General features: G+C 67.0%; 28 protein-coding genes. 6 read left to right on the top strand and 22 right to left on the bottom strand.

Annotated features, from left to right (window positions below):
* Nucleotides 1-5: 5 nt before the first annotated feature.
* The 5 genes from ssb to ASG20_RS13575 all read right to left on the bottom strand — a co-directional run bounded on the left by ssb (nt 6) and on the right by ASG20_RS13575 (nt 4,592).
* A complete protein-coding gene (gene ssb, locus ASG20_RS13595) occupies nt 6-605 on the bottom strand; it encodes a single-stranded DNA-binding protein (RefSeq protein ID WP_056053734.1) in 600 nt (199 codons plus the stop codon).
* Between the two features lie 8 nt (nt 606-613).
* Nucleotides 614-2,488 carry a ferrous iron transporter B gene (gene feoB / locus ASG20_RS13590; RefSeq protein ID WP_056053731.1) on the bottom strand — a complete coding sequence of 625 codons (1,875 nt, stop codon included), beginning with the start codon at nt 2,486-2,488 and terminating at the stop codon, nt 614-616.
* A gap of 9 nt (nt 2,489-2,497) precedes the next feature.
* Entirely contained in the window at nt 2,498-2,773 is a 276-nt protein-coding gene (locus ASG20_RS13585; RefSeq protein WP_056053729.1) for a FeoA family protein, read from the bottom strand.
* Nucleotides 2,774-2,946: 173 nt separating this feature from the next.
* Nucleotides 2,947-3,600, bottom strand: a complete 654-nt coding sequence (locus ASG20_RS13580; protein ID WP_056053726.1) for a COQ9 family protein — start codon at nt 3,598-3,600, stop codon at nt 2,947-2,949.
* Nucleotides 3,597-4,592 carry a DMT family transporter gene (locus tag ASG20_RS13575; RefSeq protein ID WP_082470974.1) on the bottom strand — a complete coding sequence of 332 codons (996 nt, stop codon included), beginning with the start codon at nt 4,590-4,592 and terminating at the stop codon, nt 3,597-3,599. The genes ASG20_RS13580 and ASG20_RS13575 overlap by 4 nt, the downstream gene beginning before the upstream one ends.
* A 51-nt stretch (nt 4,593-4,643) precedes the next feature.
* Here ASG20_RS13575 and ASG20_RS13570 point away from each other — a divergent pair, with 51 nt between their 5' ends.
* Both ASG20_RS13570 and ASG20_RS13565 read left to right on the top strand, forming a co-directional pair.
* Nucleotides 4,644-5,732, top strand: coding sequence for an alkene reductase (locus tag ASG20_RS13570; protein ID WP_056053724.1), 1,089 nt, complete (start codon nt 4,644-4,646; stop codon nt 5,730-5,732).
* 263 nt (nt 5,733-5,995) lie between these two features.
* Complete coding sequence (locus ASG20_RS13565) at nt 5,996-6,490, top strand: hypothetical protein (RefSeq protein ID WP_056053719.1); 495 nt, start codon at nt 5,996-5,998, stop codon at nt 6,488-6,490.
* A gap of 3 nt (nt 6,491-6,493) precedes the next feature.
* Here ASG20_RS13565 and ASG20_RS13560 read toward each other — a convergent pair whose 3' ends face one another.
* The 11 genes from ASG20_RS13560 to gltX all read right to left on the bottom strand — a co-directional run bounded on the left by ASG20_RS13560 (nt 6,494) and on the right by gltX (nt 14,653).
* Nucleotides 6,494-6,868, bottom strand: a complete 375-nt coding sequence (locus ASG20_RS13560; RefSeq protein ID WP_056053716.1) for a hypothetical protein — start codon at nt 6,866-6,868, stop codon at nt 6,494-6,496.
* Between the two features lie 48 nt (nt 6,869-6,916).
* Nucleotides 6,917-7,732: a DUF1206 domain-containing protein gene (locus tag ASG20_RS13555; protein WP_056053714.1), complete on the bottom strand. Its 816-nt coding sequence runs from the start codon at nt 7,730-7,732 to the stop codon at nt 6,917-6,919.
* Nucleotides 7,733-7,830: 98 nt separating this feature from the next.
* Complete coding sequence (locus ASG20_RS13550) at nt 7,831-8,031, bottom strand: DUF4169 family protein (protein WP_056053711.1); 201 nt, start codon at nt 8,029-8,031, stop codon at nt 7,831-7,833.
* Complete coding sequence (locus ASG20_RS13545; protein ID WP_056053707.1) at nt 8,024-8,569, bottom strand: GNAT family N-acetyltransferase; 546 nt, start codon at nt 8,567-8,569, stop codon at nt 8,024-8,026. Before ASG20_RS13545 ends, ASG20_RS13550 begins: the two co-directional genes overlap by 8 nt.
* On the bottom strand, nt 8,566-8,988 hold the full coding sequence (ribH, locus tag ASG20_RS13540) for a 6,7-dimethyl-8-ribityllumazine synthase (RefSeq protein ID WP_056053704.1): 423 nt from the start codon (nt 8,986-8,988) through the stop codon (nt 8,566-8,568). The genes ASG20_RS13545 and ribH overlap by 4 nt, the downstream gene beginning before the upstream one ends.
* Nucleotides 8,988-10,154 carry a 3,4-dihydroxy-2-butanone-4-phosphate synthase gene (gene ribB, locus ASG20_RS13535; RefSeq protein ID WP_082470973.1) on the bottom strand — a complete coding sequence of 389 codons (1,167 nt, stop codon included), beginning with the start codon at nt 10,152-10,154 and terminating at the stop codon, nt 8,988-8,990. The genes ribH and ribB overlap by 1 nt, the downstream gene beginning before the upstream one ends.
* On the bottom strand, nt 10,138-10,761 hold the full coding sequence (locus tag ASG20_RS13530; RefSeq protein WP_056053700.1) for a riboflavin synthase: 624 nt from the start codon (nt 10,759-10,761) through the stop codon (nt 10,138-10,140). Before ASG20_RS13530 ends, ribB begins: the two co-directional genes overlap by 17 nt.
* Complete coding sequence (ribD, locus tag ASG20_RS13525) at nt 10,761-11,720, bottom strand: bifunctional diaminohydroxyphosphoribosylaminopyrimidine deaminase/5-amino-6-(5-phosphoribosylamino)uracil reductase RibD (protein ID WP_056053699.1); 960 nt, start codon at nt 11,718-11,720, stop codon at nt 10,761-10,763. Before ribD ends, ASG20_RS13530 begins: the two co-directional genes overlap by 1 nt.
* Nucleotides 11,721-11,740: 20 nt before the next feature.
* Complete coding sequence (locus ASG20_RS13520; RefSeq protein ID WP_056053696.1) at nt 11,741-12,088, bottom strand: hypothetical protein; 348 nt, start codon at nt 12,086-12,088, stop codon at nt 11,741-11,743.
* A gap of 55 nt (nt 12,089-12,143) precedes the next feature.
* A complete protein-coding gene (locus ASG20_RS13515) occupies nt 12,144-12,809 on the bottom strand; it encodes a TonB family protein (protein ID WP_056053693.1) in 666 nt (221 codons plus the stop codon).
* Between the two features lie 518 nt (nt 12,810-13,327).
* A complete protein-coding gene (gene gltX, locus ASG20_RS13510) occupies nt 13,328-14,653 on the bottom strand; it encodes a glutamate--tRNA ligase (RefSeq protein ID WP_056053690.1) in 1,326 nt (441 codons plus the stop codon).
* 96 nt (nt 14,654-14,749) lie between these two features.
* Here gltX and ASG20_RS13505 point away from each other — a divergent pair, with 96 nt between their 5' ends.
* Nucleotides 14,750-15,688, top strand: a complete 939-nt coding sequence (locus ASG20_RS13505; RefSeq protein ID WP_056053689.1) for a ribose-phosphate pyrophosphokinase — start codon at nt 14,750-14,752, stop codon at nt 15,686-15,688.
* Between the two features lie 314 nt (nt 15,689-16,002).
* Here the strand turns inward: ASG20_RS13505 and rpoZ are convergent, their stop codons facing one another.
* Nucleotides 16,003-16,347 (bottom strand): DNA-directed RNA polymerase subunit omega, encoded by a 345-nt coding sequence (rpoZ, locus tag ASG20_RS13500; protein WP_056053686.1) that lies wholly within the window; start codon nt 16,345-16,347, stop codon nt 16,003-16,005.
* A 128-nt stretch (nt 16,348-16,475) separates the two neighbouring features.
* On the opposite strand from rpoZ, the gene ASG20_RS13495 reads away from it, so the two are divergent.
* Nucleotides 16,476-17,636 carry a phospholipase D-like domain-containing protein gene (locus tag ASG20_RS13495; RefSeq protein ID WP_056053684.1) on the top strand — a complete coding sequence of 387 codons (1,161 nt, stop codon included), beginning with the start codon at nt 16,476-16,478 and terminating at the stop codon, nt 17,634-17,636.
* Nucleotides 17,637-17,846: 210 nt separating this feature from the next.
* On the opposite strand, the gene ASG20_RS13490 is transcribed toward ASG20_RS13495, so the two are convergent.
* On the bottom strand, nt 17,847-18,461 hold the full coding sequence (locus tag ASG20_RS13490; RefSeq protein ID WP_056053681.1) for a class I SAM-dependent methyltransferase: 615 nt from the start codon (nt 18,459-18,461) through the stop codon (nt 17,847-17,849).
* A gap of 215 nt (nt 18,462-18,676) precedes the next feature.
* Here ASG20_RS13490 and ASG20_RS13485 point away from each other — a divergent pair, with 215 nt between their 5' ends.
* The gene (locus ASG20_RS13485) at nt 18,677-19,000 is read left to right on the top strand and encodes an antibiotic biosynthesis monooxygenase (protein WP_056053679.1); all 324 of its coding nucleotides are present in this window, start codon (nt 18,677-18,679) and stop codon (nt 18,998-19,000) included.
* Entirely contained in the window at nt 18,997-20,301 is a 1,305-nt protein-coding gene (locus tag ASG20_RS13480) for an MFS transporter (protein WP_056053677.1), read from the top strand. The genes ASG20_RS13485 and ASG20_RS13480 overlap by 4 nt, the downstream gene beginning before the upstream one ends.
* Before the next feature lie 180 nt (nt 20,302-20,481).
* Here the strand turns inward: ASG20_RS13480 and ASG20_RS19465 are convergent, their stop codons facing one another.
* From ASG20_RS19465 to hemC, 4 genes are all read right to left on the bottom strand, one after another.
* A complete protein-coding gene (locus tag ASG20_RS19465; RefSeq protein ID WP_156364331.1) occupies nt 20,482-21,465 on the bottom strand; it encodes a hypothetical protein in 984 nt (327 codons plus the stop codon).
* Between the two features lie 188 nt (nt 21,466-21,653).
* Nucleotides 21,654-22,346: a DUF4336 domain-containing protein gene (locus tag ASG20_RS13475; RefSeq protein ID WP_056053674.1), complete on the bottom strand. Its 693-nt coding sequence runs from the start codon at nt 22,344-22,346 to the stop codon at nt 21,654-21,656.
* Nucleotides 22,347-22,452: 106 nt separating this feature from the next.
* Nucleotides 22,453-24,138: a uroporphyrinogen-III synthase gene (locus tag ASG20_RS19935; protein ID WP_231420594.1), complete on the bottom strand. Its 1,686-nt coding sequence runs from the start codon at nt 24,136-24,138 to the stop codon at nt 22,453-22,455.
* Nucleotides 24,135-25,040 carry a hydroxymethylbilane synthase gene (gene hemC / locus ASG20_RS13465; protein ID WP_056053671.1) on the bottom strand — a complete coding sequence of 302 codons (906 nt, stop codon included), beginning with the start codon at nt 25,038-25,040 and terminating at the stop codon, nt 24,135-24,137. The genes ASG20_RS19935 and hemC overlap by 4 nt, the downstream gene beginning before the upstream one ends.
* Between the last annotated feature and the right edge of the window lies 1 nt (nt 25,041).

The following is a 25,041-nucleotide window of genomic DNA, read 5'->3' as shown; positions in this document are numbered from 1 at the left end:
GGAGGTCAGAACGGCACGTCGTCGTCGAGATCGTCCGAGAAGCCGCCGGTCTGGCCGAAGCTGCCGCCGCGCGCGCCGCCACCGCTACCGCCACCCGAGGGTGCGCTGCCGCCACGACCACCGCCGCCGCCGTAACCGCCGCCGCCGCCCGACGAACCACCGCCGAAGTCGTTGCCGCCGCCGCCGCCGGCCCAGTCGTCGCCACCGCCGCGGCTACCACCGCCGCCGCCTGCACCACCGCCTGCGCCGCCGTTCGGACCGTCGAGCATCGTCAGCACGCTGTTGAAGCCCTGCAGCACGATCTCGGTCGAATATTTGTCCTGGCCCTGTGCGTCCTGCCACTTCCGGGTCTGGAGCGCGCCTTCGATATAGACCTTCGAGCCTTTGCGGAGGTACTTTTCGGCGACGTTCGCGAGACCTTCGTTGAAGATCGCGACCGAATGCCATTCGGTCTTTTCCTTGCGCTCGCCCGACATCTTGTCCTTCCAGGACTCGGATGTCGCGATGCGCAGATTGACGACCTTGCCGCCGTTCTGGAACGCCTTGCTCTCCGGGTCGCGACCCAGATTGCCGACGATGATGACCTTGTTGACGCTGCCTGCCATGATGCCCCTCAGAGGCCGGCGAACACCGCCAGCCAGTATGTAATGCCAGCCATGATGTAGGCGGCGGCGAACAAATAGCCAACCATGAACGCCGGCCATTTCCACCCATTTGTCTCGCGACGGGTGACGGCGATCGTCGAAATGCACTGCGGCGCGAACACGAACCACATCAGGAAGGCGAGCGCGGTCGGCAGGCTCCAGCGACCGCGCAGGTTCTCGATCATCGCCTTTCCGCCCTGGTTGCTGGCGGGATCGTCGATCGCATAGACCGTGCCGATCGCGGCGACCGCGACTTCGCGCGCGGCCATCGCCGGGATCAGCGCGAGGACGATGTCGCGGTTGAAGCCGATCGGCGCGAAGATCGGCGCGATGCCGTTCGCAATGCGCCCGGCGACCGAATAATCGACCGCCGAGATCTTCGGTGCGCCAGCGGGCTGTTCGGGTGGCTTGGGGAAGCTCAGCAGCACCCACAGGATGATCGTCGAGGTCAGGATGATGCCGCCGGCGCGCTTCAGGAAGATCTGCGCGCGGCTCCACAGGCCGATGGCGACGTCGCGCCACTGCGGCCACTGGTATTTCGGCATCTCCATCATGAAGCCCGACGACACGCCCTTGGTCACCGTCCGGCGCAGCACCAGCGCGGCGACGAACGCACCGACGATGCCCATCACGTACAGCCCGAGCATCACCAGCCCCTGCAACCCGACGAACGGCAGCACCTGCGTGTTGGGGATGAAAGCGCCGATGATCAGCGTGTAGACCGGCAGGCGCGCAGAGCACGTCATCAGCGGCGCGATCAGGATCGTCGTCAGCCGGTCCTTCTCGTCGTCGATCGTCCGCGTCGCCATGATGCCCGGAATCGCGCAGGCGAAGCTCGACAGCAGCGGGATGAACGCCCGGCCCGACAGCCCGACGCTCGCCATCACCCGGTCCATCAGGAACGCCGCACGGACCATGTAGCCGCTGGCTTCGAGCACGAGGATGAAGAGGAACAGGATCAGGATCTGCGGCAGGAACACGATCACCGCACCGACGCCTTTGATCACGCCATCGACCAGCAGCGAGCGGAGCAGCGAATCGGGCATTTCGGCGGTCAGAAAGCCCTGCAACGCGGTGAAGCCCGCATCGATCGCGTCCATGAACGGCTGCGCCCAGCTGAACACCGCCTGGAACATCAGGAACATGATCGCGAGCAGCAGGATCGGGCCAGCCACAGGATGCAGCGCGACCGCGTCGAGCATGTGCGTCCAGCGGCGGACCTGCGTCTCGGATACGGTCGCGGATGTCGCGATCTGGCGCGCGCGGCGCTGGAGCGTGACGATGTCGTCCTGCACGCTGCCGTCGGATTTGCGGAGGCGCATCGGGCCGTTGACGACGATGCTTGAGAGCGCCGCTTTCAACTCTTCGAGGCCACGCTTGCGCACTGCGACGGTCGGGATCACCGGCACGCCGAGTTCGCGTTCGAGCACCTTGGGGTCGAGCTTCAGGCCGTCGCGCTCGGCGAGATCGACCATGTTGAGCGCGACCACGACCGGCAGGCCGAGCGCGATCAGCTGGAGCGTGAAGCGGAGGTGGTTGTCGAGATTGGCGGCGTCGACGACGACGACCAGCGCGTCGGGAAGGCGCTCGCCGTCCTGCGTGCCGGTGACGACGTCGCGCGTGACCCGCTCGTCGGGGGAGGAGGGTTCGAGGCTGTACGCGCCGGGCAGGTCGACCAGCTCGACCGGCCGACCGTCGTCGAGCATCAGCCGCCCGACTTTCCGCTCGACCGTGACGCCGGGATAATTGCCGACCTTCTGGCGCGCACCTGTGAGCGCGTTGAACAGCGCGCTCTTGCCGGCATTGGGATTGCCGACCAGCGCAACCAGCGGTGCTGCGTTCATTTTATGGGATTATTCAGCCGCGGCAGGCATTGGCGAAACGTGGATCGCGCCCGCGACCGCACGGCGGAGCGCGACGGTCATCCGGCCGATGCGGCAGGCGATCGGGCCCTGGCCCAACGTCGCGCGGTGCAGGACCTCGACATCGACACCCTCGTCGAAACCGAGTTCGCGAAGCCGGCGTGCTTCCGGCCCAGCGAGCCGCGCCCACTCGATCGCCGCAACGGTAGCATGCTGCTTGCGCGGCAGGGTTTCGAGGCTGACGGAACGATCGGGGCGAGTGTCCATGATGCGACTGATTATCAGTAACCCCGGTCGAAGGAAAGCCCTAACCGCCGCGGGTCACGACCGTCTCGACGTCCCGTCATCCTGACGAAAGTCAGGATCCAGAGTCACATAGCGCGTCGTTGCTGGCTCTGGATCCTGGGTAGAGCCCAGGATGACGGGATTAACGACCCGCCTCAGGCCGTCGGATAGCGCAGGCGGCCGACGAATCGCGACAGGCTGAAACCGTGCTCGGTACGCTTGAGGAACCCGGCCTTGGCCTTCTCGAACTGCATGATCCCGTTGATCCGCCGACCAAGGAACGCGCGCGTCTCCGTAAGGCCCTCGCTCTCGTCGTCGAGAAACACTGTGATCGTCGACGCATACACGCCGAGCAGGATCGTCCGCTTGGTGTAGTAATTATAGTCGGTCGCGACATCGCCAGCGGCACGCCAGATCGTGTCGACCGTCCGCCAGCCAAGCCGCGTCGCCTTCGCCAGATTCTGCGGGAGCGCTAGAATCGCCAGCGCGCGGCGCAGCGACTCGCGATCGATTGACGTCGCGTCCAGGCGGGCTTCGACCAGCGCGGTAATCTTCTCGCGGACCTTCATCAGCGCCAACCGCTCGGGCGGCACCGCGGCGAGCATCACGCCATCGATATGCGCGAACCACGCGTCGATCATGTCGACCGGCCCGTTCTTGAACGCGAGCGCGGCGATGTCGGTGTCGATCCCCTCGGCCTGCGCGGCCATGTCGCGCGCGGCGTCGCTCCAGCCATCGAACGCCGCATTGGCCGCGATACCGGGGGCGAGCTTTGCGCGGATTTCGTCGAGCGTAAGGTCCTGGGTCATACCGTCTCCTGCCGTTCAAAATCAGGCGTATCAAGCGCGTCTTCAAGAGGGAGCGCGATCGGGGGCGGTCCCCGGCGGACGAGCACCAGCGCGACCGCCACCATCACGACGCCGACCAGATCCGCCGCGCCCAGTCGTTCGCCGTACACCAGCCAGCCGACCACACCAGCGACCACCGGCTGGATCAGCAGGGCGATGCCGATCACCAGCGGCGTGAACCGCCCGAGCGCATAGATCATCAGGCCTTGCCCCAGCACCTGGCTGCACAGAGCGAGCCCGATCAGCGGCCCCCAATGCGCGGGCAGCACGCGCTCGCCCATCGCCAGCGCGAACACGAGCAGCGGCACGATCCCTGCCGTCGTCGCCAGCGTCAGCGCGGACAGCGGCGCGAGCGTCGCCCGCGCTCGCGCCATCAGGACGAAATAGACGGTGTAGAGCAGCCCCGCGAGCAGGCAGAACAGATCACCCGCCAGGTTCTTCGCATCGAGCTGATACGAGCGGCCGAGCAGCAACGCGCCGCCCGCCGCCGCCAAGGCGAGCGCGAACCCTTGCGTCCGCGTCGGCCAGCTGCGGGCGATCAGGAAGCCGTAGATCGGGAAGATCAGCGTCGCGACGTTGCCGAACAGCGTCGCGTTGGCGAGCGTCGTCCGAAGAATCCCGAGATGCCACGTGCCGAGATCGGCCGCGAAGCACACCCCGCCCGCGAGCAACCCGGCCCACAGTTTCCAGCCAAGCCGCATCGGCCGCGCGCCCTGCTGGACCGCGAGCACGACCAGGAACGGGACCGCCAACGTCAGCCGCCAGAACCCCGCGGCCACCGGCCCGACCTCGGTCGCGCGCACGAACCACGGCCCGAACGCCAGCGCGACGTTCGCCACCAGCAGCGCCGCAAAGGCGATAAGTCCCGGCGCGGCAACACTTTGCGCAACCGGCGTCAAACCGTGCGGCGTATCGGGCACGCTAGATAATCTTTGCGGGTCGGGGCGATGCATGCCGCCCTGTAGCCTCCTATCTTCCGCCCGTCAGGCCAATAAGGAGCCCCCATGCCTAGCCTATTCGATCCGATTACCCTTGGTGCCGTCGACGCGCCGAACCGCATCATCATGGCGCCGCTCACCCGCGGGCGTGCCGACAGGGATGCGGTGCCGACCGACATCATGGTCGAGTATTACACGCAGCGTGCGAGCGCCGGCCTGATCATCTCCGAGGCTACCGGCATCAGCCGCGAAGGCCTCGGCTGGCCGTTCGCGCCGGGTCTGTGGACCGACGCACAGGTTGCCGCCTGGAAGCCCGTCACCGACTCGGTCCACGCCGCCGGCGGCCGGATCGTCGCGCAGCTGTGGCACATGGGTCGCCAGGGCCATTCGTCGGTGTACGAGACGCAGCCGGTGTCGTCGTCGGCAACCGCGACCGAAGGCCAGGCGCACACGTTCGAGGGCAAGAAGGATTTCGAGGTCGCGCGTCCGCTCGAGACCAACGAGATCCCGCGCCTGCTGGCCGACTACGAACTGGCAACGAAGAACGCGCTCGCTGCCGGCTTTGACGGCGTGCAGATCCACGCGGCGAACGGCTATCTGATCGACCAGTTCCTGCGCGACAACGCCAATTTCCGCACCGACGAGTACGGTGGCTCGATCGAGAACCGCGTCCGCCTGCTCCGCGAAGTCGCCGAGCGCGTGATCTCGGTCGCCGGTGCCGACCGCGTCAGCGTCCGCCTGTCGCCCAACGGTGATTCGCAGGGTGTCGACGACAGCAATCCCGAGGCGCTGTTCACCGCCGCCGCCAAGGCGCTGTCCGATCTCGGCATTGCGTTCCTCGAACTGCGCGAGCCCGGCCCCGACGGCACCTTTGGCAAGACCGATGTGCCGAAGCTCAGCCCCGAGATCCGCAAGGTCTTCAAGGGCGTGCTGATAGTGAACTCGGACTACACGACGGTCGAGGAGGCGCAGGCCGAGCTCGATTCGGGCAATGCCGACGCGATCACCTTCGGTCGTACGTTCATTGCCAACCCCGACCTGCCCGAGCGCTTGCGTACCGGCGCACCGCTCGCGAAGGACGATGCGAAGACGTGGTATAGCCAGGGCCCCGAGGGCTACATCGACTACCCCGCGCTCGAGACTGCCAACGCCTAAGCTTTCAAGGCGGATCGACGTCGAGCGTTGATCCGCCCGGATTGCCCCAACCACTCCGTCACCCCGGGCTTGTTCCGGGGCCCACTGCTCCGCACGATCGATCCCATCGATTTTGCGGAAGGGTGGATGCCGGAACAAGCCCGGCATGACGAAGCTGGTTGCTCGCCATTCAATGTGATCCTCGGCCTAGTCACCCGCGCTGCCATCGCCTAGCAGCGCGCTTCCGCGTCGCTGGTGGCGCACCGGTGACGACAGGATGTGTGATGACCGACGGCTGGCCGAGCGGCGGCAGGGGAACGGGGCCGCTCATGCCCGGCACCGCCGACCGTGCCGCAAAGCGCGCGGAGGAGCGGGCCAACGGCCGCGAGCAGCGCGCGAAGGAGCGGCTTGTCGCGTCCGAACAGCGATCCGAATCGCGTGCCGCACAACGCGATCTCCAATCCCAGGAACGCGAACGCGCCCGCGAAAGCCGGCGTATCGAGGAGGATCAGCGGATCAAGGCGCGGCTCGATGCGCCGCCGACCAACGATGTCGAGGCGTTGAAGATTTCCAAGCGCCGCCGCTCGGGCGCGCTCGCGCGCAGCGGCGAGGAATCGAAGACCGACCGCGATACCCGTAGCTACAAGACGATCGTCGACACCGCGCGGATCCGCACGCTCGCCGATCGCGGCGCGTCGATGGCGGGGCTTGCCGGCGCGTTCGGCATCACGATCGAAGAGGTCGAGGCGGCGTTGCTGGAAACGGCCCCACAGGACTAGGAGTCAGGTGGCGGTACGATCCCCGGCCAGCCACGCCTTAGCCTCGTCAATATCGAGGAACGTCCGGCAGTTCTCGGCCTTCAGATAGCGTTCGGTCTGGAGCTTCGCCAGATGCGATGCGACCACCGCCGCGATCGGTGCGGACGTCACCTTGAGCGCCTTGGGCATCATCGCCTCCAGCGCATCGACGACCTTCAACGGCTGGATCGCCGCCTTGCGCAGGTCGGCGAGCACGACGAACCGACCATGATACAGCCGCGCCGCCGTACCGCGCGCGAGCAGCTCGGCGGAGAACGCCGCAGTGGTCGCGACCGACCAGAACCCTTCGGTGACGATGGTGAGCGTCTTGCTCGGAACGTCGAAGGTGATCGTGTACATGCTCATCGTCGATAGCGCAGGTAGCTTAACGATATGTTATCTTTCACTTTAGTTGGTACCGGGAAGATCGACGTGGATCCGCCGGAATCGCGCCTCGACCAGGCTGTAGGCGCCGAACAGTGCCAGCCCGATCCCGGTCATCGCGAGCAGCCATTTGCCGCCCGGTTGCGATTGCAGCCGCTCCAGCGCCTCCGCCACGCCGCCCGCGTCGCTCGCATGCGCGGTCCAGGCGGCGAGCGCGAACAGCCCGGAAACGATCAGGAACACCAGTGCGCGGGCGCCGTACCCGATCCGGCCCATCGTGCAGACATAGCCCGGCGCGGGGGCGTCGCCACGCAGGTCGTGGATGAAGTCGCCGCGCCACGCCTTCTGCGCCTGCTGGAATGCGGCGACGAGGATCCCCACTGCGACAGCGCCGACGAGAACGCGTCCGGCCGGTTGGTCGAGCAGCAACGCGGTCCAGTCGCGCGCGCTCTCGTCGCCGGGCGAGACGGCGGCGTCGCGCGATCCGGTCTTCATCGCGAGCTTCGCGGCGGTCCAGGCTAGGATCAGGTGCGCGATCCCGCTCACTACGTGGCCGATCCGCTTGAGGCTGCCCTTGACGTCGCTGCCGATCTGCTCGGGATTCGCGGCCGCCTCGGTCAGGCGCCAGACCGCGTAGCCGAGCAGGCCGGCGGCGACGATCGCGAGCAGCACTGGGCCGAACGCCTCGTCCGCGATCGACCCGATCGCGCCCTGGTTGTCGGCGATCCTGCCACCGCGGAGTGCCGCGTCGACCGCGAACCACCCGACCAGCAGGTAGACCACGCCGCGCGCGGCAAAGCCGAGCTTGGCGAGCAATGTCGCATTCGCATCCGAAATCATGACAGCCCCTTTGTTACGGGGGCATAACGGCGCGGGGGGCGTGACGTTCCGGCATTGGGTAAGGGCAAGGTCGCCGTCTTCACCGTGGAAGGGTGAGGCTAGGTGATAGGTGTGCCGGGCGTGAGATCATCGCGCCGTGCACCGTCGAGCGTCTTCTCGGTCCGGGCCTTCGCAGCAGCGTCCGCCGCCTTCTCCGCCGCAGTCCGCCCGAACAGGATGCGGTTCCGATCCGCCTTCGACGAGGCCTCCTCGCGAGCCCGCTGTTTCCGGACGAGCCGCAGGTTGATCACGTCACCCACGCCCTGCTCTCCGCGCCCGCCAGTCGGTGGCGCTCTGGCCCCAATCGTCCACCGGCAGCGCTTCGAGCGGCGGGGGGAGTTTCGTTGGGCCGCGGTTGGTCGACCCGAGCCGTTGCGCAAGCGCGATAGACTCGGCGTTGTCGGGTGCGATGGTGTGGATGATGTCGGTCCAGCCGAGCACATCCACCGCATAGTCGATCGTCGCCGACGCGGCCTCGCGCGCGAACCCGCGACCGGCGAACTGCGATGCCAGTCCCCAGCCGATCTCCGTACCCGGCCAATCTTCGGGTTGCCACGGACCGACGCGGCCGATCCATTCGCCGGTATCGCGCAGCGTCACCGCGAACATCGAGAAGCCACGGATGCTCCACGCGCCCGCCATCGCGCACAGACCGCGCCAGGCGACGCTGCGCGACTGCACGCCGCCGAGATGGCGCATCGTGACGGGATCGGCGTGGAACGCATACCACGCCTCGGCATCCTCCGGTCCCAAGGGCCGGAGCAGCAGGCGCTCCGTCAGGAGCACCGGCGCGGTCATGCGATGAAGCGGTCCTTGAGCGCCAGCATCGCCAGCGCCGCGTTGGCTGCGCCGCCGCCCTTGTCGCCTTCGGTGGGCTTTGCGCGCGTGAGTGCCTGCGCTTCGTTCTCGGTGGTCAGGATGCCGTTGCCGATCGCCAGGCCGTCCATCGTCAGCTGCATGATCCCGCGTGCGCTCTCGCCCGCGACGATCTCGAAATGATAGGTCTCGCCGCGGATCACGACGCCCAGCGCGACATAGGCGTCGAACGTCTCGCTCTCAGCCGCCAGCGCGATCGCGCCGGGCACTTCGAGCGCGCCCGGTACGGTGATCGTCTCATGGGTGTGGCCGGCGGCTTCGATCGCGGCCTTCGCACCTTCGACCAGCAGGTCGTTGAGGTGATCGTAGAACCGGGCTTCGACGATGAGGAGATGCGCCATCAGTTGCTCTTTTCCGTGTTCAGAGACGCGATCGGGCGCTCGCCGACGATCGACAGGCCGTAGCCGTCGAGGCCGACCAGCGTGTGATGCGTGTTGGTGATCAGCACCATGTCGTGGACGCCGAGCTCGGTCAGGATCATCGCGCCGACGCCGTAGTCGCGCAGTTCCTCCATGTCCGGGGTGATCTCCGCGCCGGCCTTCTTCATCACCGCGGAGGTGAAGGTGTTGCTGCGCGGACGGTTGATCACGACGATCACGCCGGCGCCCTCGTCGGCGATCATCTGCATCGAGCGTGCGAGGATCCGGCCGCGATCGCCCGATTCGCCGAAGATATCCGCGAACGGCGACAGCGCATGCATGCGGACGAGCGTCGGCTTGGCGGGGTCGATCTTGCCCTTCACGAGCGCGACCTGCTCGGTGCCGGTCGCCTTGTTCCAGAACGTCAGCGCGCTCCAGTCGCCGCCCCATTCGGAGGTGAACTTGGCCTCCGCGCGCTTCTCGACGAGGTGGTCGTGGCGGCGGCGATAGGCGATCAGGTCGCGGATCGTGCCGATCTTGACGTTGTGGAACTGCGCGAAGGTGACGAGGTCGTCCATCCGCGCCATCGTGCCGTCCTCGTTCATGATCTCGCAGATCACGCCCGAGGGGTTGAGCCCGGCGAGCCGCGCGACATCGACCGCCGCCTCGGTGTGACCCGCGCGGATCAGCACGCCGCCGTCGCGCGCGACCAGCGGGAAGACGTGGCCGGGAGTGACGATGTCCGGCTTGCCCTTGGTCGCATCGACCGCGACCGCGATGGTGCGCGCGCGATCGGCGGCCGAGATGCCCGTCGTGACGCCTTCGAGCGCCTCGATCGACACGGTGAACGCGGTTTCGTGCCGCGTGCCGTTGTTGCGGCTCATCAGCTCGAGCCCTAGCTCCTCGGTCCGCTCCCTGGTCAGCGCGAGGCAGATCAGGCCGCGACCGAACTTCGCCATGAAGTTGATCTTCTCCGGGGTCGCCATCTGCGCTGGGATGACGAGGTCGCCCTCGTTCTCGCGATCCTCGTCATCGACCAGGATGAACATCCGGCCGTTGCGCGCCTCGTCGATGATCTCTTCGGGGCTCGACAGATAGCCGTGCTTCAGGCGCGACAGTTCAGCGGTGCGGTCAGCGGGCAGCGGCACGGTAATGCTCCATTCTTTGGAGGTAGCGGGCGAGGACGTCGATCTCGATGTTGACCGATTGTTCCACGTGGATCGTTCCGAGCGTGGTGACGCTCCAGGTATGCGGGATGATGTTGAGGCCGAATTCGACCTGTCCGTCGATGTCGCGAACGCTGTTGACGGTCAGCGACACGCCGTCGATCGTCACTGAGCCCTTGGTGGCGATGAAGGGGGCGATGTCGGCGCCGGCGCGGATCGTGACGCGGTGCGAGCCGCCGTCCTCGCTCACAGCCACGACGGTGCCGAGGCCATCGACATGGCCCGTGACGATATGGCCGCCGAGTTCGTCGCCGAGCTTCATCGCACGTTCGAGGTTGAACTGGCGCCCTTCGGTCCACTGATCCTTGGCGGTGCGGCTGATCGTCTCGCCCGAGACGTCGACCGCGAACCAGCCTCCCTGGGCATCGGTGCCCTTGTCGACGACGGTCAGGCAGACGCCCGAGCACGAGATCGATGCGCCGAGATCGACGGTCTCGGTATCGTAGGCGGTGCGGACGACGATGCGCGTGTCGCCGGGCGACTCCACGCGCACGACAGTGCCGATGTCGGTGATGATTCCGGTGAACATTATGCCTCGTTTCGTTCGCGCTCGTAGACCTCGAGCCGGTCCATGCCAAGTTGCCGCGCATCGACGATTGCCCAGCGGCCATGCGCTTCGCTCAGGTCGGTGAGGCCGATGTCGCGCAGTGCGGGCTTGCCACCGCCGATAAGAATCGGGGCGCGGTAGAGAAGGAGTCGGTCGACCAGATCGGCCGCGAGGAACGCCGACGCTACGGCCGCGCCGCCTTCGACGAGGATATGGTCGACGCTTAGGAGCGTGGCGATGGCGTGCGCCTCGGCGATGACGGTCCAGCCGGGCACGTTTCGGACAGTCGAGGATAAAAGCACGCGCAATGGTCCGCGTTCTTCCAGCCCCGGTAACCGCACGTCGAGTCGCGGCGCATCAGCATCATACGTGCCGCGGCCGACGAGGATCGCTTCGTGCCGACTCCGCTCGAGATGGGCATGCGCGCGCGCTTGCGGACCGGTGATCCAGCGACTCGACCCGTCCGCCATCGCGATACAGCCGTCGAGCGAGGTGGCCAGCTTCAGGGTAACATGCGGACGGCCGAGCGCCTGCCGGGTGAGAAAGCCGGCCATCGAACGTCTGGCTTCGTTCGCACGAACACTGCGCGTCACCGCGATGCCAGCGGTCTCCAGCCGAGCAAAACCCTGGCCTGCCGTTCGTGCGTCAGGGTCTTCGAGGGCGGCAACGAGACCCGCAACGCCGGCCTCGATCAGCAAGTCGCTACACGCTGGCCCACGCGGGGACTTATGCGCGCACGGCTCCAGCGTCACGTAAGCCGTAGCCCCTCGCGCTTCCGCACCAGCCTCGGCCAGCGCCATAGCTTCGGCATGCGGACGTCCGCCGACCTGCGTCCAGCCGCGCCCGACCACGCGGTCTTCGCGCACGATCACGCAGCCGACACTGGGGTTGGGCGCAGTCCGTCCTCGGCCGCGCTCGGCCAGTGCCAGCGCGGCGCCCATCCAGCGCGCGTCCGCCTGGGTCAGATGCCCATGGCCTTCAGCTTGTCGTCCAGCCGCTTGAACGACGCGCGCTGCGCGTCCTCGCGCGCCTTCTGCTCGGCGAGCGCCTTGGCCTTGATCGGCGCGTCGATCTTCTGCTGCGCGATGATCTGCGCGTCGGTGCGATCCGCGGGCCATTGCTCGACGTAGATGATCTTCGGGCGGTATTCCTTCTCGACGTACGAGTCCTTCATGAACGCGTAGATCAGGAAGCTGGTGACGCAGAGTGCCGCCACGAGAAAGATGAGTTCGTACGGCCGGCGCTGGCTGAGGAAGAGCCGCAGGTCGCGATAGGCGACGATCGGCGTGAAACGACTGAAAAAGCCCATGCGCGCCAAGATAGGGGGGCGGAGCCGGCTAGGCCAGCCCCGCGCCTCGCAAGCTTTAGTTCTGGAGCACGAACGTCAGCGCCATCGATCGCCACGCCTCGACCGGAACGCCGTCGCGCGTTGCCGGCTTGAACCGCCATTTCGCCAGCGCGCGGTCGAACGTCGCGCGGTAGAACGCGTCGGTGGTCGCGCTGACCCGCTCGACCTGCTTCACGCGACCATCGACGCCGACCAGCACGCGCACGACGACCTTGCCCTCGCGTTCGGCGCGGCGTTCCTCGGACGGGTAACTCGGCTGGAAGTCGGCGGCATAGCGCGGGTCGATGCCGGGCTGGACGAACAGCGGCGCCGGCTTTGGCGGATCGACCGCGACGGTCCCGGTTCCAGCGCCTTCGACCCCGATCGGCGGCGAGTAGGGGAGCGGATCGGGGGCAACCGTGAAGCCGGTCTCCGTCTGCGTTGGTACCTGCGGGATCGGTGCGTCGGGACGCGGGGCCGGCCGCGGTTGCTGGCGGATCAGCGGATCGGCGGGCGGGGTTGGCTCGGGCGGCGGCGGCGGGGTGTACGGCACATAGGTAACGAGCGGCTTGTCGGGCACGAACGGCAGCACGTTAGGCGCTGCGAAGAACAAGGCTCCAATGACTGCGCAGTTGATCGCCAGCGCGACGCCAAGGCTCCCGGGATTGAATCCGCCCGCCCGGTTCAGTCGATCCGCGTACATTACCGTCTCCTTCGCTTCTCCTCGAGGATGGCGGCGAGATAGGTACCGCCGTTTTGGGATGGTACATCATTACATTTCAAGGGCAAGGAGTTTGGAGGAGGGGTGCTGGGGCGAGGTAAGCTGACCTCGTTTTGCCGCTCTCGGGCGATGTCTGCCGGTCGGCCCCAATCGGCTCGGCCATCCCATCGTACTGCGCTGGGGGTCACATTCCTCGGCCGCGCGCACCACCCCGGCGAAGGCCGGGGCCCAATTGGAAAGGTTGGAATAATGAAGCGCGGCGCCCGTTCGCGACGTCCCCCAATTGGGCCCCGGCCTTCGCCGGGGTGGTGCTTAGGGTGTGGTGCGTTACTTATTCCAACCGCCGGCAGGGTGATTGCTGGCAAAGTATAGTCTGAAGCCGACGGATCGACCGCAGCCCGCCCTTCCGTGTTCTCCCGCGAAGGCGGGAGCCCAGACTGGACTCCCGCCTTCGCGGGAGAACATGCTTTCTCAGGGACCGAACTATCGGGGACGCCAGCTCAGCGCGCCGCCAACCGCTCCAGCGCCCGCTCGCGCCCGATCAGCGGTAGCAGCGCCGCCATGTCCGGCCCATGATCGCGCCCGGTCAGCGCGCGCCGCAGTGGCAGGAACAAAGCCTTGCCCTTGCGCCCCGTCTCCGCCTTCAACCGCGCCGTCAGCGCGTGCCAAGGATCGCTCGACCAGTCGATCTCGCCAGCCGCCGCCAACGCCTGATCGAGATACTCGACCTCCACTTCACCCTCGACCGCAACCGGCCCCTCGATCACACCCCACCAGTCCGCCGCATGCGCCAGCGTCACGAGGTTCGGCCGCACCGCCTCCCAAGCCGCCACATCCATGCCCTCGGGCAACCGCGCGGCCACCGCCTCATACGGCAGCGCATGCAAAATCCGCGCGTTCAGCGCCGCCAGTTCCGCCTCGTCGAACCGCGCCGGCGCGCGCCCAAACCGGGCAAAGTCGAACCCCGCGATCAGCGGCGCCGCGTCGGCGATCGGTTCGACCGGATCGCTCGTCCCGATCCGCGCGAGTAGCGCACGCACCGCCTGTGGCTCGATTCCGACCTCGCGGAAATGATCGACGCCGAGCGAACCGAGCCGCTTCGACAGTTTCCCCTCCGCACCGGTCAGCAACGCCTCGTGCGCGAACCGCGGCGGCGCGACGCCGAGCGCGGCAAACATCTGCAACTGGAGTGCGGTGTTCGACACGTGATCCTCGCCGCGCACGACATGCGTAACCCCCATCTCGGCATCGTCGATCGCCGACGGAAGCATATACAGCCACGATCCGTCCGCGCGGCGGATGACCGGATCGCTCATCGTCTTCGCCTCGAAATGCGCGGCGCCGCGGATCAGGTCGTCCCACGCGATCGCCGAGTCGTGATCGAGCTTGAACCGCCAGTGCGGCTGCACGCCGTCTGCCTCCAGCTTCGCCCGCGCGTCCTCATCGAGTGCGAGCGCGGCGCGATCATAGATCGGCGGCAACCCACGCCCGGCCTGGATCTTCCGCTTCAGATCGAGTTCCTGCGACGTCTCGTACGCGGGATACACATGCCCGCTCGCGACCAGCGCCGCGAACCGCGCCTCGTACAGCGCGAACCGCGCCGACTGCCGCTCCTCCGCGTCGGGCGTCATCCCGAGCCAGTCGAGATCCGCGCGGATCGCCTCGACGAAGCGCTCTTCGCTGCGTTCGGGATCGGTATCGTCGATCCGCAGCACGAACTTCCCGCCCTGCGCGCGCGCGAACATCCAGTTGTGGAGCGCGGTGCGGATGTTGCCGACATGCAGCTGGCCGGTGGGCGAGGGGGCGAAACGGGTGATCACGGTCATCTCGCCGCTCTAGTGGGCGTGCGTCGTCGGGCAAACCCTTCCACCACACGATTCGTACGCCTAAGGGGTGCGCGTGATCGAGCGGGGAAGACTTTCATGAAACTGATGACCGGCAATTCGAACCTGCCTCTCGCGCAGGAGATCGCCGCCTATCTCGAAACGCCGCTGACCGACGTCAGCGTACGGCGCTTCGCGGACGAGGAGGTCTTCGTCGAGATCAACGAGAACGTCCGCGGCGAGGACGTGTTCGTGATCCAGTCGACCGGCTACCCCGCCAACGACAATCTCATGGAATTGCTGATCATGATCGACGCGCTCAAGCGTGCGTCGGCACGCCGCATCACCGCGGTGATCCCGTACATGGGTTACGCGCGACAGGACCGGAAGCCGGGTCCGCGCACGCCGATCTCGGCCAAGCTGGTCGCCAACCTGATCACCGTCGCGGGCGCGAACCGCGTGCTGTCGGTCGACCTGCATGCGGGCCAGATCCAGGGCTTCTTCGATATCCCGACCGACAATCTTTACGCGGCGCCGGTGATGTCCGCGGATATCCTCGCGCGGTTCAAGGGCAAGAACCTGATGGTCGTGTCGCCCGACGTCGGCGGCGTGGTCCGTGCGCGCGTTCTCGCCAAGCGGCTCGACAACGCGCCGCTCGCGATCGTCGACAAGCGCCGCGAGCGCGCGGGCGAGTCCGAGGTGATGAACATCATCGGCGAGGTCGAAGGACGCTTCTGCATTCTGGTCGACGATATCGTCGATTCGGCGGGCACGCTGTGCAACGCGGCGGCGGCGCTGAAGGAAGCGGGCGCGGAGGACGTCGTCGCCTATGTCACGCACGGTGTGTTGTCGGGCGGCGCGGTCGCGCGCGTCGAGGGCTCGGAACTGCGCGAACTCGTGATCACCGACTCGATCGGCAACCATGACGTGATCAAGGGCGCGCACGGCAAGATCCGCCACCTCCAGATCGCGCCGCTGCTCGGCGAGGCGATCAAGCGGATCGCCGACGAGACGTCAGTGTCGAGCCTGTTTGACTGACGGGCGCAGGCGCGGCCACGCCCGCGCCGACGCCCGCAATAGCGGGCAGCGCCCGGCACGGCCGGCGTTCGGCTAAGCCGAACCGTCCGACGACGGCTTTGCCGACGGCGCACCAACTGGCACCACCTCTGCCTCCGTCATCCTGACGAAAGTCAGGACCCAGAGCCACAGGCGTCATCGTTCGTAACCCTGGGTCCTGACTTTCGTCAGGATGACGAGCGGGGTTAGTGGTCGCCATCACGCCACCAGATACGAAAAGACCCGCGGCACTCGGCGTGCCGCGGGTCTTTTCAAATACCAAACCCAAGAGCCGATCAGCCCTCGTAATCGGCACCCAGATTCTGGTTCCGCGGCGGCGCTGCTGCGGTGAGACGAAGCGCCTCGGCCGATGCCGACAGGCTGCCGACTGCGTCGACCTCATCGTCGTCGTCGACGCGAACCTTCTGCAGGCCCTGGATGACCTGTTCCTTGAGATGCGCCGGCTTGACGTTCTCGTCGGCGATCTCGCGCAGCGCGACGACCGGGTTCTTGTCGCGGTCGCGCTCGAGCGTCAGTTCGGCGCCGCCCGAGATCTGGCGCGCACGCTGGGCCGCGAACAACACCAGGTCGAACCGGTTGGGGATCTTGTCGACACAATCCTCGACGGTAACGCGCGCCATGCGGCTTCCTTCGTAACAACGATAGAATGAGAATGCGTCGCCTACGGGTGATGCCCCGCAAAGTCAAGAAATGCGGGGGACGCGCCCGCGGGTTGCCACCGACGCCCCCCATGTCCATCACGCGCGGAATGGACGATCCCGCCGAACAACCGCGCTTCACCGTCGATGGCAACCGCCTGACGCTGCTCGACACCGGCCCCCGGCGGCTCGATGCGGTGCTCGCGCTGATCGACGGCGCCGAGCGCACGTTGCGCGTGCTCTACTACATCTACGCCGACGATGACTCGGGCAAGCGCGTCAACGCCGCGCTGATCGCAGCTGCCCATCGGGGCGTCGACGTATCGCTGATCGTCGACGGGTTCGGCAGCGACGACGCGTCGCACGCCTTCTTCGAACCGCTCGAAGCCGCCAACGTGTCGGTCTGCCGGTTCTCCGCCCGGTTCGGCCGACGCTACCTGCTCCGCAACCACCAGAAGCTCGCGCTGGCCGACGAGACGCGGATCATCATCGGCGGCTTCAACATCGAGGACGATTATTTCGGCACCGCCGCCGAGCAGGCGTGGCGCGACCTGGGCTTGCTGGTCGAGGGACCCGCGGCGAGTCGACTGGCGGGCTATTTCGATGCGTTGAAGGAGTGGATCCACGAGCCCAAAGGCAAGCTGCGACACCTGACGGCAGCGTTGGCGAAGTGGAGCGAGACTCAAGGACCGACGCGCTGGCTGATCGGCGGACCGACGCGAAAGCTGTCGCCCTGGGCGCGCGCGGTCCGCGACGACATGCGGCGTGGCCGGCGGATCGACGTCATCGCGGGCTATTTCACGCCGAGCCCTGCGCTGCTGCGGCGGCTCGATCACGCCGGCCGTCGCAACGCCGGGGTCCGCGTCGTCACCGCGAGCAAATCGGACAACAACGCGACGATCGCCGCGGCGCGGTTCACCTATGCCGGGCTGTTGCGCAAGGGCGTGCGCCTGTTCGAATATCAGCCGACCAAGCTGCATACGAAGCTCTACGTGATCGACGACGTCGTCCATATCGGCTCGGCGAACTTCGACATGCGCAGCCTGTTCATCAACATGGAGCTGATGCTGCGGATCGAGGATGCGGCATTCGCGGGCCATGTCCGGCGCTATGTCGATGGCGAGGTGGCGAAGTCGGTCGAGGTGACCGCGGCGCTGTACAAGGCGAACACCGGCTGGGTGCAGCGCCTGAAACAGCTCGGTGCGTATTTCCTGGTCGCGGTGGTGGACCCGAGCCTGTCGCGCGGGCTGAACTTCGGGATCGACGAGTAGGGGGGGCAAGGACTTCACCCCCCTTCCGCCATCCTGACGAAAGTCAGGATCCAGAGCCAAACAGAACAGCGTTAGCGCCCCTGGGTCCTACTTGGACCACATCAGCGCCGCCGGCAAAGCCGCCGTCGGACGGGTTCGGCTAGTTCTAGCCGAACCGCCGGCCGGGCCTGACGCTGCTTGCGCATCGGCGCGGGCGTGGCCGCGCCTGCGTCAGGCCTTCCACGCCCAGTACAGTTGCGCGGGCGGCACGTTCCACCACTCCATGTCGTGATCGATCGACTCGAAATGCGGCGTCAGGAAGTCCTTCACCTTGGGCGAGAACTGATAGACCAGGAATGCGCCACCGATGCGCAGGACCGAATGCGTCGCGGCCGCGATCGCCGGGCCGATGCCAGCCGGCAGCGTCGAGAACGGCAGCCCCGACAGCACGTAATCCGCCTTCTCGAAGCCGTGGTCGGCGACGATCGTCTCGACCGCGTCTGCCGAGCCCAGCACCGCGACGAACCGCGGATCGGTGATCGTGTGACGCAGATACTGGATGAATTCCGGATTGGTATCGATCACGATCAGCGTCGCATCGGGCGCCATCCGGTCGAGGATCGGCCGGCAGAACGTACCGACGCCCGGGCCGTATTCGACGAACAGCTTGCAGTTCGCCCAGTCGACCGGCCCCAGCATTTTCCGAATCAGCTTGTCCGACGACGGCACGATCGAGCCGACCATGACGGGGTGCTTCAGGAACCCCGAAAAGAACATCTGCCACGGGGACGGCACGCCTGCAGGGCGGCTGCGCGCACGCCGGGTGGCGGTGGTCGAACTGGGCATCGCATTCCTTACGGTCAGGGGTCCCGCACGCTGGCGAGGCTTTGGCCCTCCCGTCGCACGAATTCCGAACGCGTTTCAAGGCCGCGGGTTGCATCGGGCGACGAACCGAAGGCGAAGTCGTGCCGCGCCAGGCGGTTCCGTCCGCCCTGCCGTGACCTCAACCCCTGGCTTGTCCCTTAGCTTGCCAAGCGTACCGCATCGCTTAAGCACGGATCATGAACGACGATCGTACAGGCCAGATTGCGGTTATTTTCACGTCGATCCGTAACGGCGCAGACGTCGCCGGCTATGGCGAGGCGGCGGCGGCGATGGACGCGCTGGCCGCAGCACAGCCCGGCTATCGCGGCGTCGTCAGCGCACGCGAAGCGGACGGCATGGGGATCACGGTCAGCTATTGGGCCGACGACGCCGCGGCGATCGCCTGGCGCGACCATCCCGAGCACACCGCGATTCGCGCGCGCGGGCGGGCACTCTGGTACGACGGCTATTCGGTGACCGTGACCCGGGTCGAACGCGCCTATGCCTGGACGCGGTCATGACCGAAGCCTCGACGGACGGCCCGAAGATCGACCGGCGTTTCGCGCTGATGTTCCTCGTGATGCTGACGATCGCGGCGGGGAACACCGCGTTGCAGTCGGTGCTGCCCGCGCTCGGGCGGTCGCTCGGCGTCGCCGACAGCGCGGTGGCGGCGGCGTTCTCGGTCTCGGCGCTGCTATGGGTGATCGCAGCGCCGTTCTGGGCGAACCGATCGGACCGGCACGGCCGGCGCGCGATGATCCTGCTCGGCGTCGGCGGGTTCAGCGTCTCGCTCACGCTGTGCGGCGTGTTCCTGCTGGCGGGGATCAATGCCTGGATCGGCGGCACGACCGCTTTCCTGTGCTTCATCGGCGGGCGGCTGATCTACGGCACGTTCGGCGCGGCCGCTCCGCCCGCGGTGCAGGCGCTCGTCGCCGGCGAGACGACGCGCGAGGAACGGACCAAGGCGCTGACCTTGCTCGCCTCGGCGTTCGGGCTCGGCACCATCCTGGGACCCGCGATCGCGCCGTACCTGATCCTCGGCTCGATCGGCGGAGTCGAGATCGGCCTGGCGGGCCCGGCGTTCCTGTTCGCGGTGTTCGGCGTGGCGGTGTGGATCACGGTGCGGCGGATGCTGCCCGACGACAAGATCGTCGCCCCGCACGAGACGCACGGCGCGAGTTCGGCCTACCCCTCGATCGGCGGCGCCCCGACCGGCGCCTCGGTCGCCGCCGCCACCGGATCGCATGTCGAGCATGTCGGCTACACCGATCGCCGCATCCGCGCGTGGATGATCGCCGGGCTGGTGATGGGCCACGCACAGGCAATGACGGGCCAGGCGATCGGCTTCCTCGTGATCGACCGCCTCCACCTCGCCCCTGCCCTCGCGCTCGAGCCGACCGGCATCGTCTTGATGATGGGCGCGGGCGCCGCACTGCTCGCGCAATGGGGCATCATCCCGCGTCTCAACATGACGCCGCGCCAACTCGTGCTGACCGGACTGGTCCTGGCGGCGGCGGGCACCGCGCTGACCGGAATCGCGACGTCGCTCTACACGATCGCGACTGCCTACGCGCTGGCCAGCCTTGGCTTCGGCTTCACGCGCCCGGGCTTCACCGCCGGCGCGTCATTGGCGGTAGGCGCGAACGCGCAAGGCTCGGTCGCCGGCAAGGTGACGTCGATCAACGGCGCCAGCTTCGTGTTGGGCCCGTCGATCGGCGTCGGCCTGTACGAGGCGCAACACTCGCTACCCTATCTCGTCGCGGGCGCAGCGTGCGTGGTGATGATCGGCTACGCATACGTCGCGCTGCGCGATGCTGGATAGCGTCGGCGTCGGGATCGAATAGGCCAAGACCGCCCGTTCGATGTTCGGAAACAGGTTTCAGGAAAGCGGCTCTTTGCGAAAGGTCGTTTGTGCAACGGTCACGGGCGCTTTCACGTTACTCGTCGCTTACGCGAAGGCTTGGCCGTTCCAATCGCACCGGGGCGGAGCAAAACAAGCTCGTTATGGCTTTAGGACTCGTCCGGTCGCGGCCTGAGGTTGCGGCGGTGAGGCTGTCACCCGGACACCAAGGTTCAGTGCGCCATCATAAGGTCTACCGGGACCGTCCAAAATTATCCCACGAGCCGGCGTCGGTCCTGACGAAGCCGCAGTTTGCGGACCGCAACTGGTGTCCGACGGACAGGCCCAATATGATCCTCCATTCCATCTCGCATCGAGACTGATGCTGGTTTCGGCGGGAAGATAGCCGGCCATTGGCAGATAGGCTGACTTGGCCCAGGCTGGCGCCGTTCGCATCGCATGCATGTTCCCGACCAAGACGAGCACGCGCGCGTTCTGTCCTGCTCTGCTCACCAGTGACGAGGCGAGTGCATTCTCGTAGTCGCCAGCCTTAAATCCGGCGGGGCCGGGATTGTACAAAGGCTGGAAAGCAACGACGCTGGTGATCTGCCCCGCCGCCCGCAGCGCGCGTAATCTTTGGAAAAGGTGGAAGTATGCCTCGCTGGATCTGCCGTCCTTCATGGGCTGGGTCCATAGTCTGCTCGTTAGGAACCGTGATGTTGCCGCTGCATCGCCGCTGGACCCGATGAAATCGTCGATAGCCGCCTGATCAACTGTCGTCTGCTCGACTGCGACGGTTACCGGATGGGACGACGAGGCCAGGCATGCGAGATCACCAAAGATCTCCGGTGTTTCACGGGTGCCGTGCATTTCGCCGACCACGATCCAGCGAAGATTTGAGCGACTGAGAAGCATGTCCGCCCCGGCGATGGCAGCGCACTTTACCGGTCGCAACGTAGTTTCGAACCGTCTCGCGGGTGGTGCCGCCTCGAGCGCCCCATCGATGTTCGGGTCTTGTCGCGCTGTCTGGTTCGCGTTGAAAATGGCCGTCATCTCGCCGTTGGATGCACGTTCAACAGCACGATCAATTGCGGCCGATGGCGCTGTCGTCGCCATTAGGAAAATGGCAATTACTCGACTGAACATTGCTTGATCTACCTCCAACGAAGCGTCTCGCAGGTCCCGTTGATCCAGGCTGACGATCTACGATTTTCTGCTTGGCTACCGTAGAACTGCTGGTCAGTCATCAAGCTCTGCCAATAGCCACTCGCTGGTAAGCGTGAAAACCAAATCTGATCCTTATTGGGCAATCTAATCCTTATCGGTAAAAGGCGCTATTTGCGGAGCAACCACTCGAAAGCATGGGCAATTGCATCGCGACCGTCATGCGGGATCGGCGCGCCTTGTGCCGTCAGCACCGCCACCGTGGGCCAGTCCATGATACGCTGCACCGCATTTCGAGCGCCGCTCCGATCGCGAAACGTCATTCGAAATTTCCGGGGAACGGTTGGCCTGATCGCGGTAAGCAGATCGAGCTTTGCGACGATGCCTCGCCATCCTCCAAACCAACCGGGCTCAAAGTGGTGGATAAGATCGGTAAAGATCGCTGTTCGACTTTGGTGATGGAAGAACACGACCTCGGTCGTGATCCTATTTCCTCCCACGACGACCTGATCGATCTCGCTCGCCCATGCCGCTTCGGGCACGTCCTCAAGGTCACGATCCCACTTCAAGTCCGGCCGCTTGGTGCGCAGCGCCGTCACCGCATATGATAGTGCTGCCGGGTACGCCGTTTGCCACTCGCCAACGAACATATGATGCAAGGTATTCGGAGCAACGATGTGACGGACCGACCCCAAGCGATTGATGGCGACACGAAGCTCGATGGATAGTGGCGCGCGCGACCAGACGAATAATGCGCCATCGGACAGCCGGATGACGATCATCCGCGTGGGATAGGCGAAGCCCGCGACGGACACTGTCGGCCCATCAGCGATCCATATCTCTTCACCGAAGTGTCGCAGCATTCGTGCCCCATGCTGCCAGCTGCGGAACTCGATAAGATCACCAGTGGCAACATCATGCGCGGTACGCTGCGATAGCATCGTCGACAGTATTTGAACTCGCCCGTCGTTACTGGCCCGTAGCTTGCCCGGCCGGCTTCGGCACGGCAGCCTGCGATCCCGCGCTTTCGTCGGTCACCGTCGATGTCTCGGTCACGGCCGAGGGCATTACCACCGGCGCGGGCTGGGGTTGCCCGGCTTGACCGATCAGCGCGGCGTTCTCGATTACGTCGAGCGCATGCCGCGCCTGGACGTAGCGGCCCGCCGCTTCCATCCAGTTGCTCGCCTGGTTCGCGCCGGGCAGCCGTGCGACTTCCGCGCGGGCCGCTTCGACCTGGCCCGCTTCGAGCAGACGCCGGACGCGGGCGAGCCGATCGGCGGGCATCGTCGACGGCGTGCCGGCCTTGCGCAGCACGACCAGCGAATCGATCTGGTGCTGGATCGTGTCGAGCCAGCCGTCGCCGGTGGTCGACGTAATGTCCGGCGCGATCGTATCGAGCCCTTGGCGCAGGTCCTCGAGCGTTACCGGCTGGCGCGCCGCCTGGATCAGCGTGGTCGTCGCGCGCGGTTGCGCCTGGCCGAACCGCAACCGCAACTGCTCCTCGAGATAGCCGAGCGTCACGCCGCGATCGAGCGCACGGCGGGCGGCGAACGCGACCAGCAGGCCTTCCGCGCGCGTCGCCTGGCCGGCGGCGGCGGACGCGTCGGTGGCGATCGTCGCGGTGCGCGTCTCCAGCGCGGTCAATTGCGCCGCCAGCGTCGCCTCGCGCGTCGCGAGCACGGCGGTATCGATCGGGGCTGGGGCCTGCGGCTCGCCGTTCGGGCCGAGCGGTTGCGATGGGATATACCCCGAACTGCCCGCCGCCGCCTTCTGCGCGGCGGTCGTCGCCCCGGCGGTCGTCGCATGCCCGCCGAACCACGGCAGCCGCTTGGCGGCATAGCCCATCAGGCCCAGCCCCGCGACGAACGCAAGGCCGACAAGGGCAAGGATCACACCCATTTTGGGTCCGCGTGCCCGTGGGCGATCGGTCGGCACGTAGTCGCTCATGGCGTGCTTATCCCCGCCGCGCGCGCGCTGGTCAATCGCGCGCGTGTTCGCGTGCGCAGCAGCGAGTGCGACGACCGCCGAATCTGTCGGTTGCGGGGCGATCGTCACGTCTTGCCAACCGTGCCCCGCCGCGTCGCCAACCGCCTGACTGATGGCAACGAGCGCGATCCCCCGGCGCGCCGTACCCGCCGCATCGACCAGCTCGGCCAGCCGTTCCGCGGCGCGCACCGAATGGACCAGGACGATCGCATCCTCGAACGATCGCGCAACCTCGGAGCCGAGCGGCATGGTGTCGCTCGCATAGACGGTGATCGCCGCGACGCCGTCGCCGGTCTCGCGCCGGTCGCGTCCGGCGAGGTGGAGCAGCCGCGAAAAGCCGCGGTCGCGCGCGTCCGCCACCACCGCCCGCGCGTCGTCCGTCCCGGTCACCGCGACCGCGAACCCGGCCTTCGTCGCCGCTTCCGCGGTCGCGGCACCGACCGCGACGACCGGCAACCGCTTGAACGCGTCCAGCCCGGCGCCGCCATGCCGCACCGCGTTCGCGCTGGTCAGCAACAGCCCGTCGAACCCGGCAGGATCGGGCGGCGTCCAGTCGACCGGCACGACCCCGAACAGCGGAACCTGCCGCACCTCCAGCCCAAGCGCGCGCAAGGATGTCGCGGTGCGCGTATTGCCGGGTTCCGGCCGCAGCACCACGACGGGCTTCACGCGGCGAACAATCGCCGAACGCTGGCCGGCGCGCGCGCGAGCAGGTCCTCAGCGAGCGCCGTCCCCAGATCGTCGTCGACCGTCCCCTCGATCGATCCGTCGACATCGCACGCGCCGTCCTCGGCGATCAGCTCGGCGCGCAACGTCAGCGTCTCGCCCGCGAGCGACGCCAACGCCGCGACCGGAGAATGACAATCCGCCCCCAGCCGCGCGAGCAACGCGCGCTCGGTCAGCACGCACGCACTCGTATCAGGGTGGTCGATCGCCGCGACGATCTCGCCGGCCGCGCTCCCGGCGAGCACCTCGACCCCGACCGCGCCTTGTGCCGGTGCCGGCAGCATCACGTCGGTCGGGATCGCGTGGCCGTCGTCGCGACCCAGTCGGTCGAGCCCCGCCGCCGCCAGCAACGTCGCGTCCATTTCGCCGCTCGCCACCCGGCCGAGCCGCGTGTCGACGTTGCCGCGGATCAGCACGATCTCCAGGTCGGGCCGCAGCCGCAGCATCTGCGCGCGCCGCCGCGGCGAACTCGTGCCCACCACCGCGCCCGGTCGCAGATCGGCGAGCGTTTCCGCGCCGATCAGCCGGTCGCGTACATCGGCACGGGGCAGCATCGCCGCGATCCTCAACGTGCCGGGCCGGATCGTCTCGACGTCCTTCATCGAATGCACCGCGCCGTCGATATCGCCGTCATGGAGCGCGCGATCGAGTTCCTTGGTCCACAGCGCCTTGCCGCCGATCTCCGCCAGCGCGCGATCCTGCACGCGGTCGCCGGTGGTGCGGATCACGACGATCTCCACCATCTCGGGCGACCAGCCATGCGCCGCGCACAGTGCATCGCGCACCATGCCCGCCTGGGTGAGAGCGAGCGGCGAACCGCGCGTACCGAGCCGAAAACGAGTCATC

It is taken from the genome of Sphingomonas sp. Leaf198, assembly GCF_001424005.1.
Classification (GTDB): Bacteria; Pseudomonadota; Alphaproteobacteria; order Sphingomonadales; family Sphingomonadaceae; genus Sphingomonas.
This window is presented reverse-complemented; position numbering and strand designations above follow the sequence as displayed.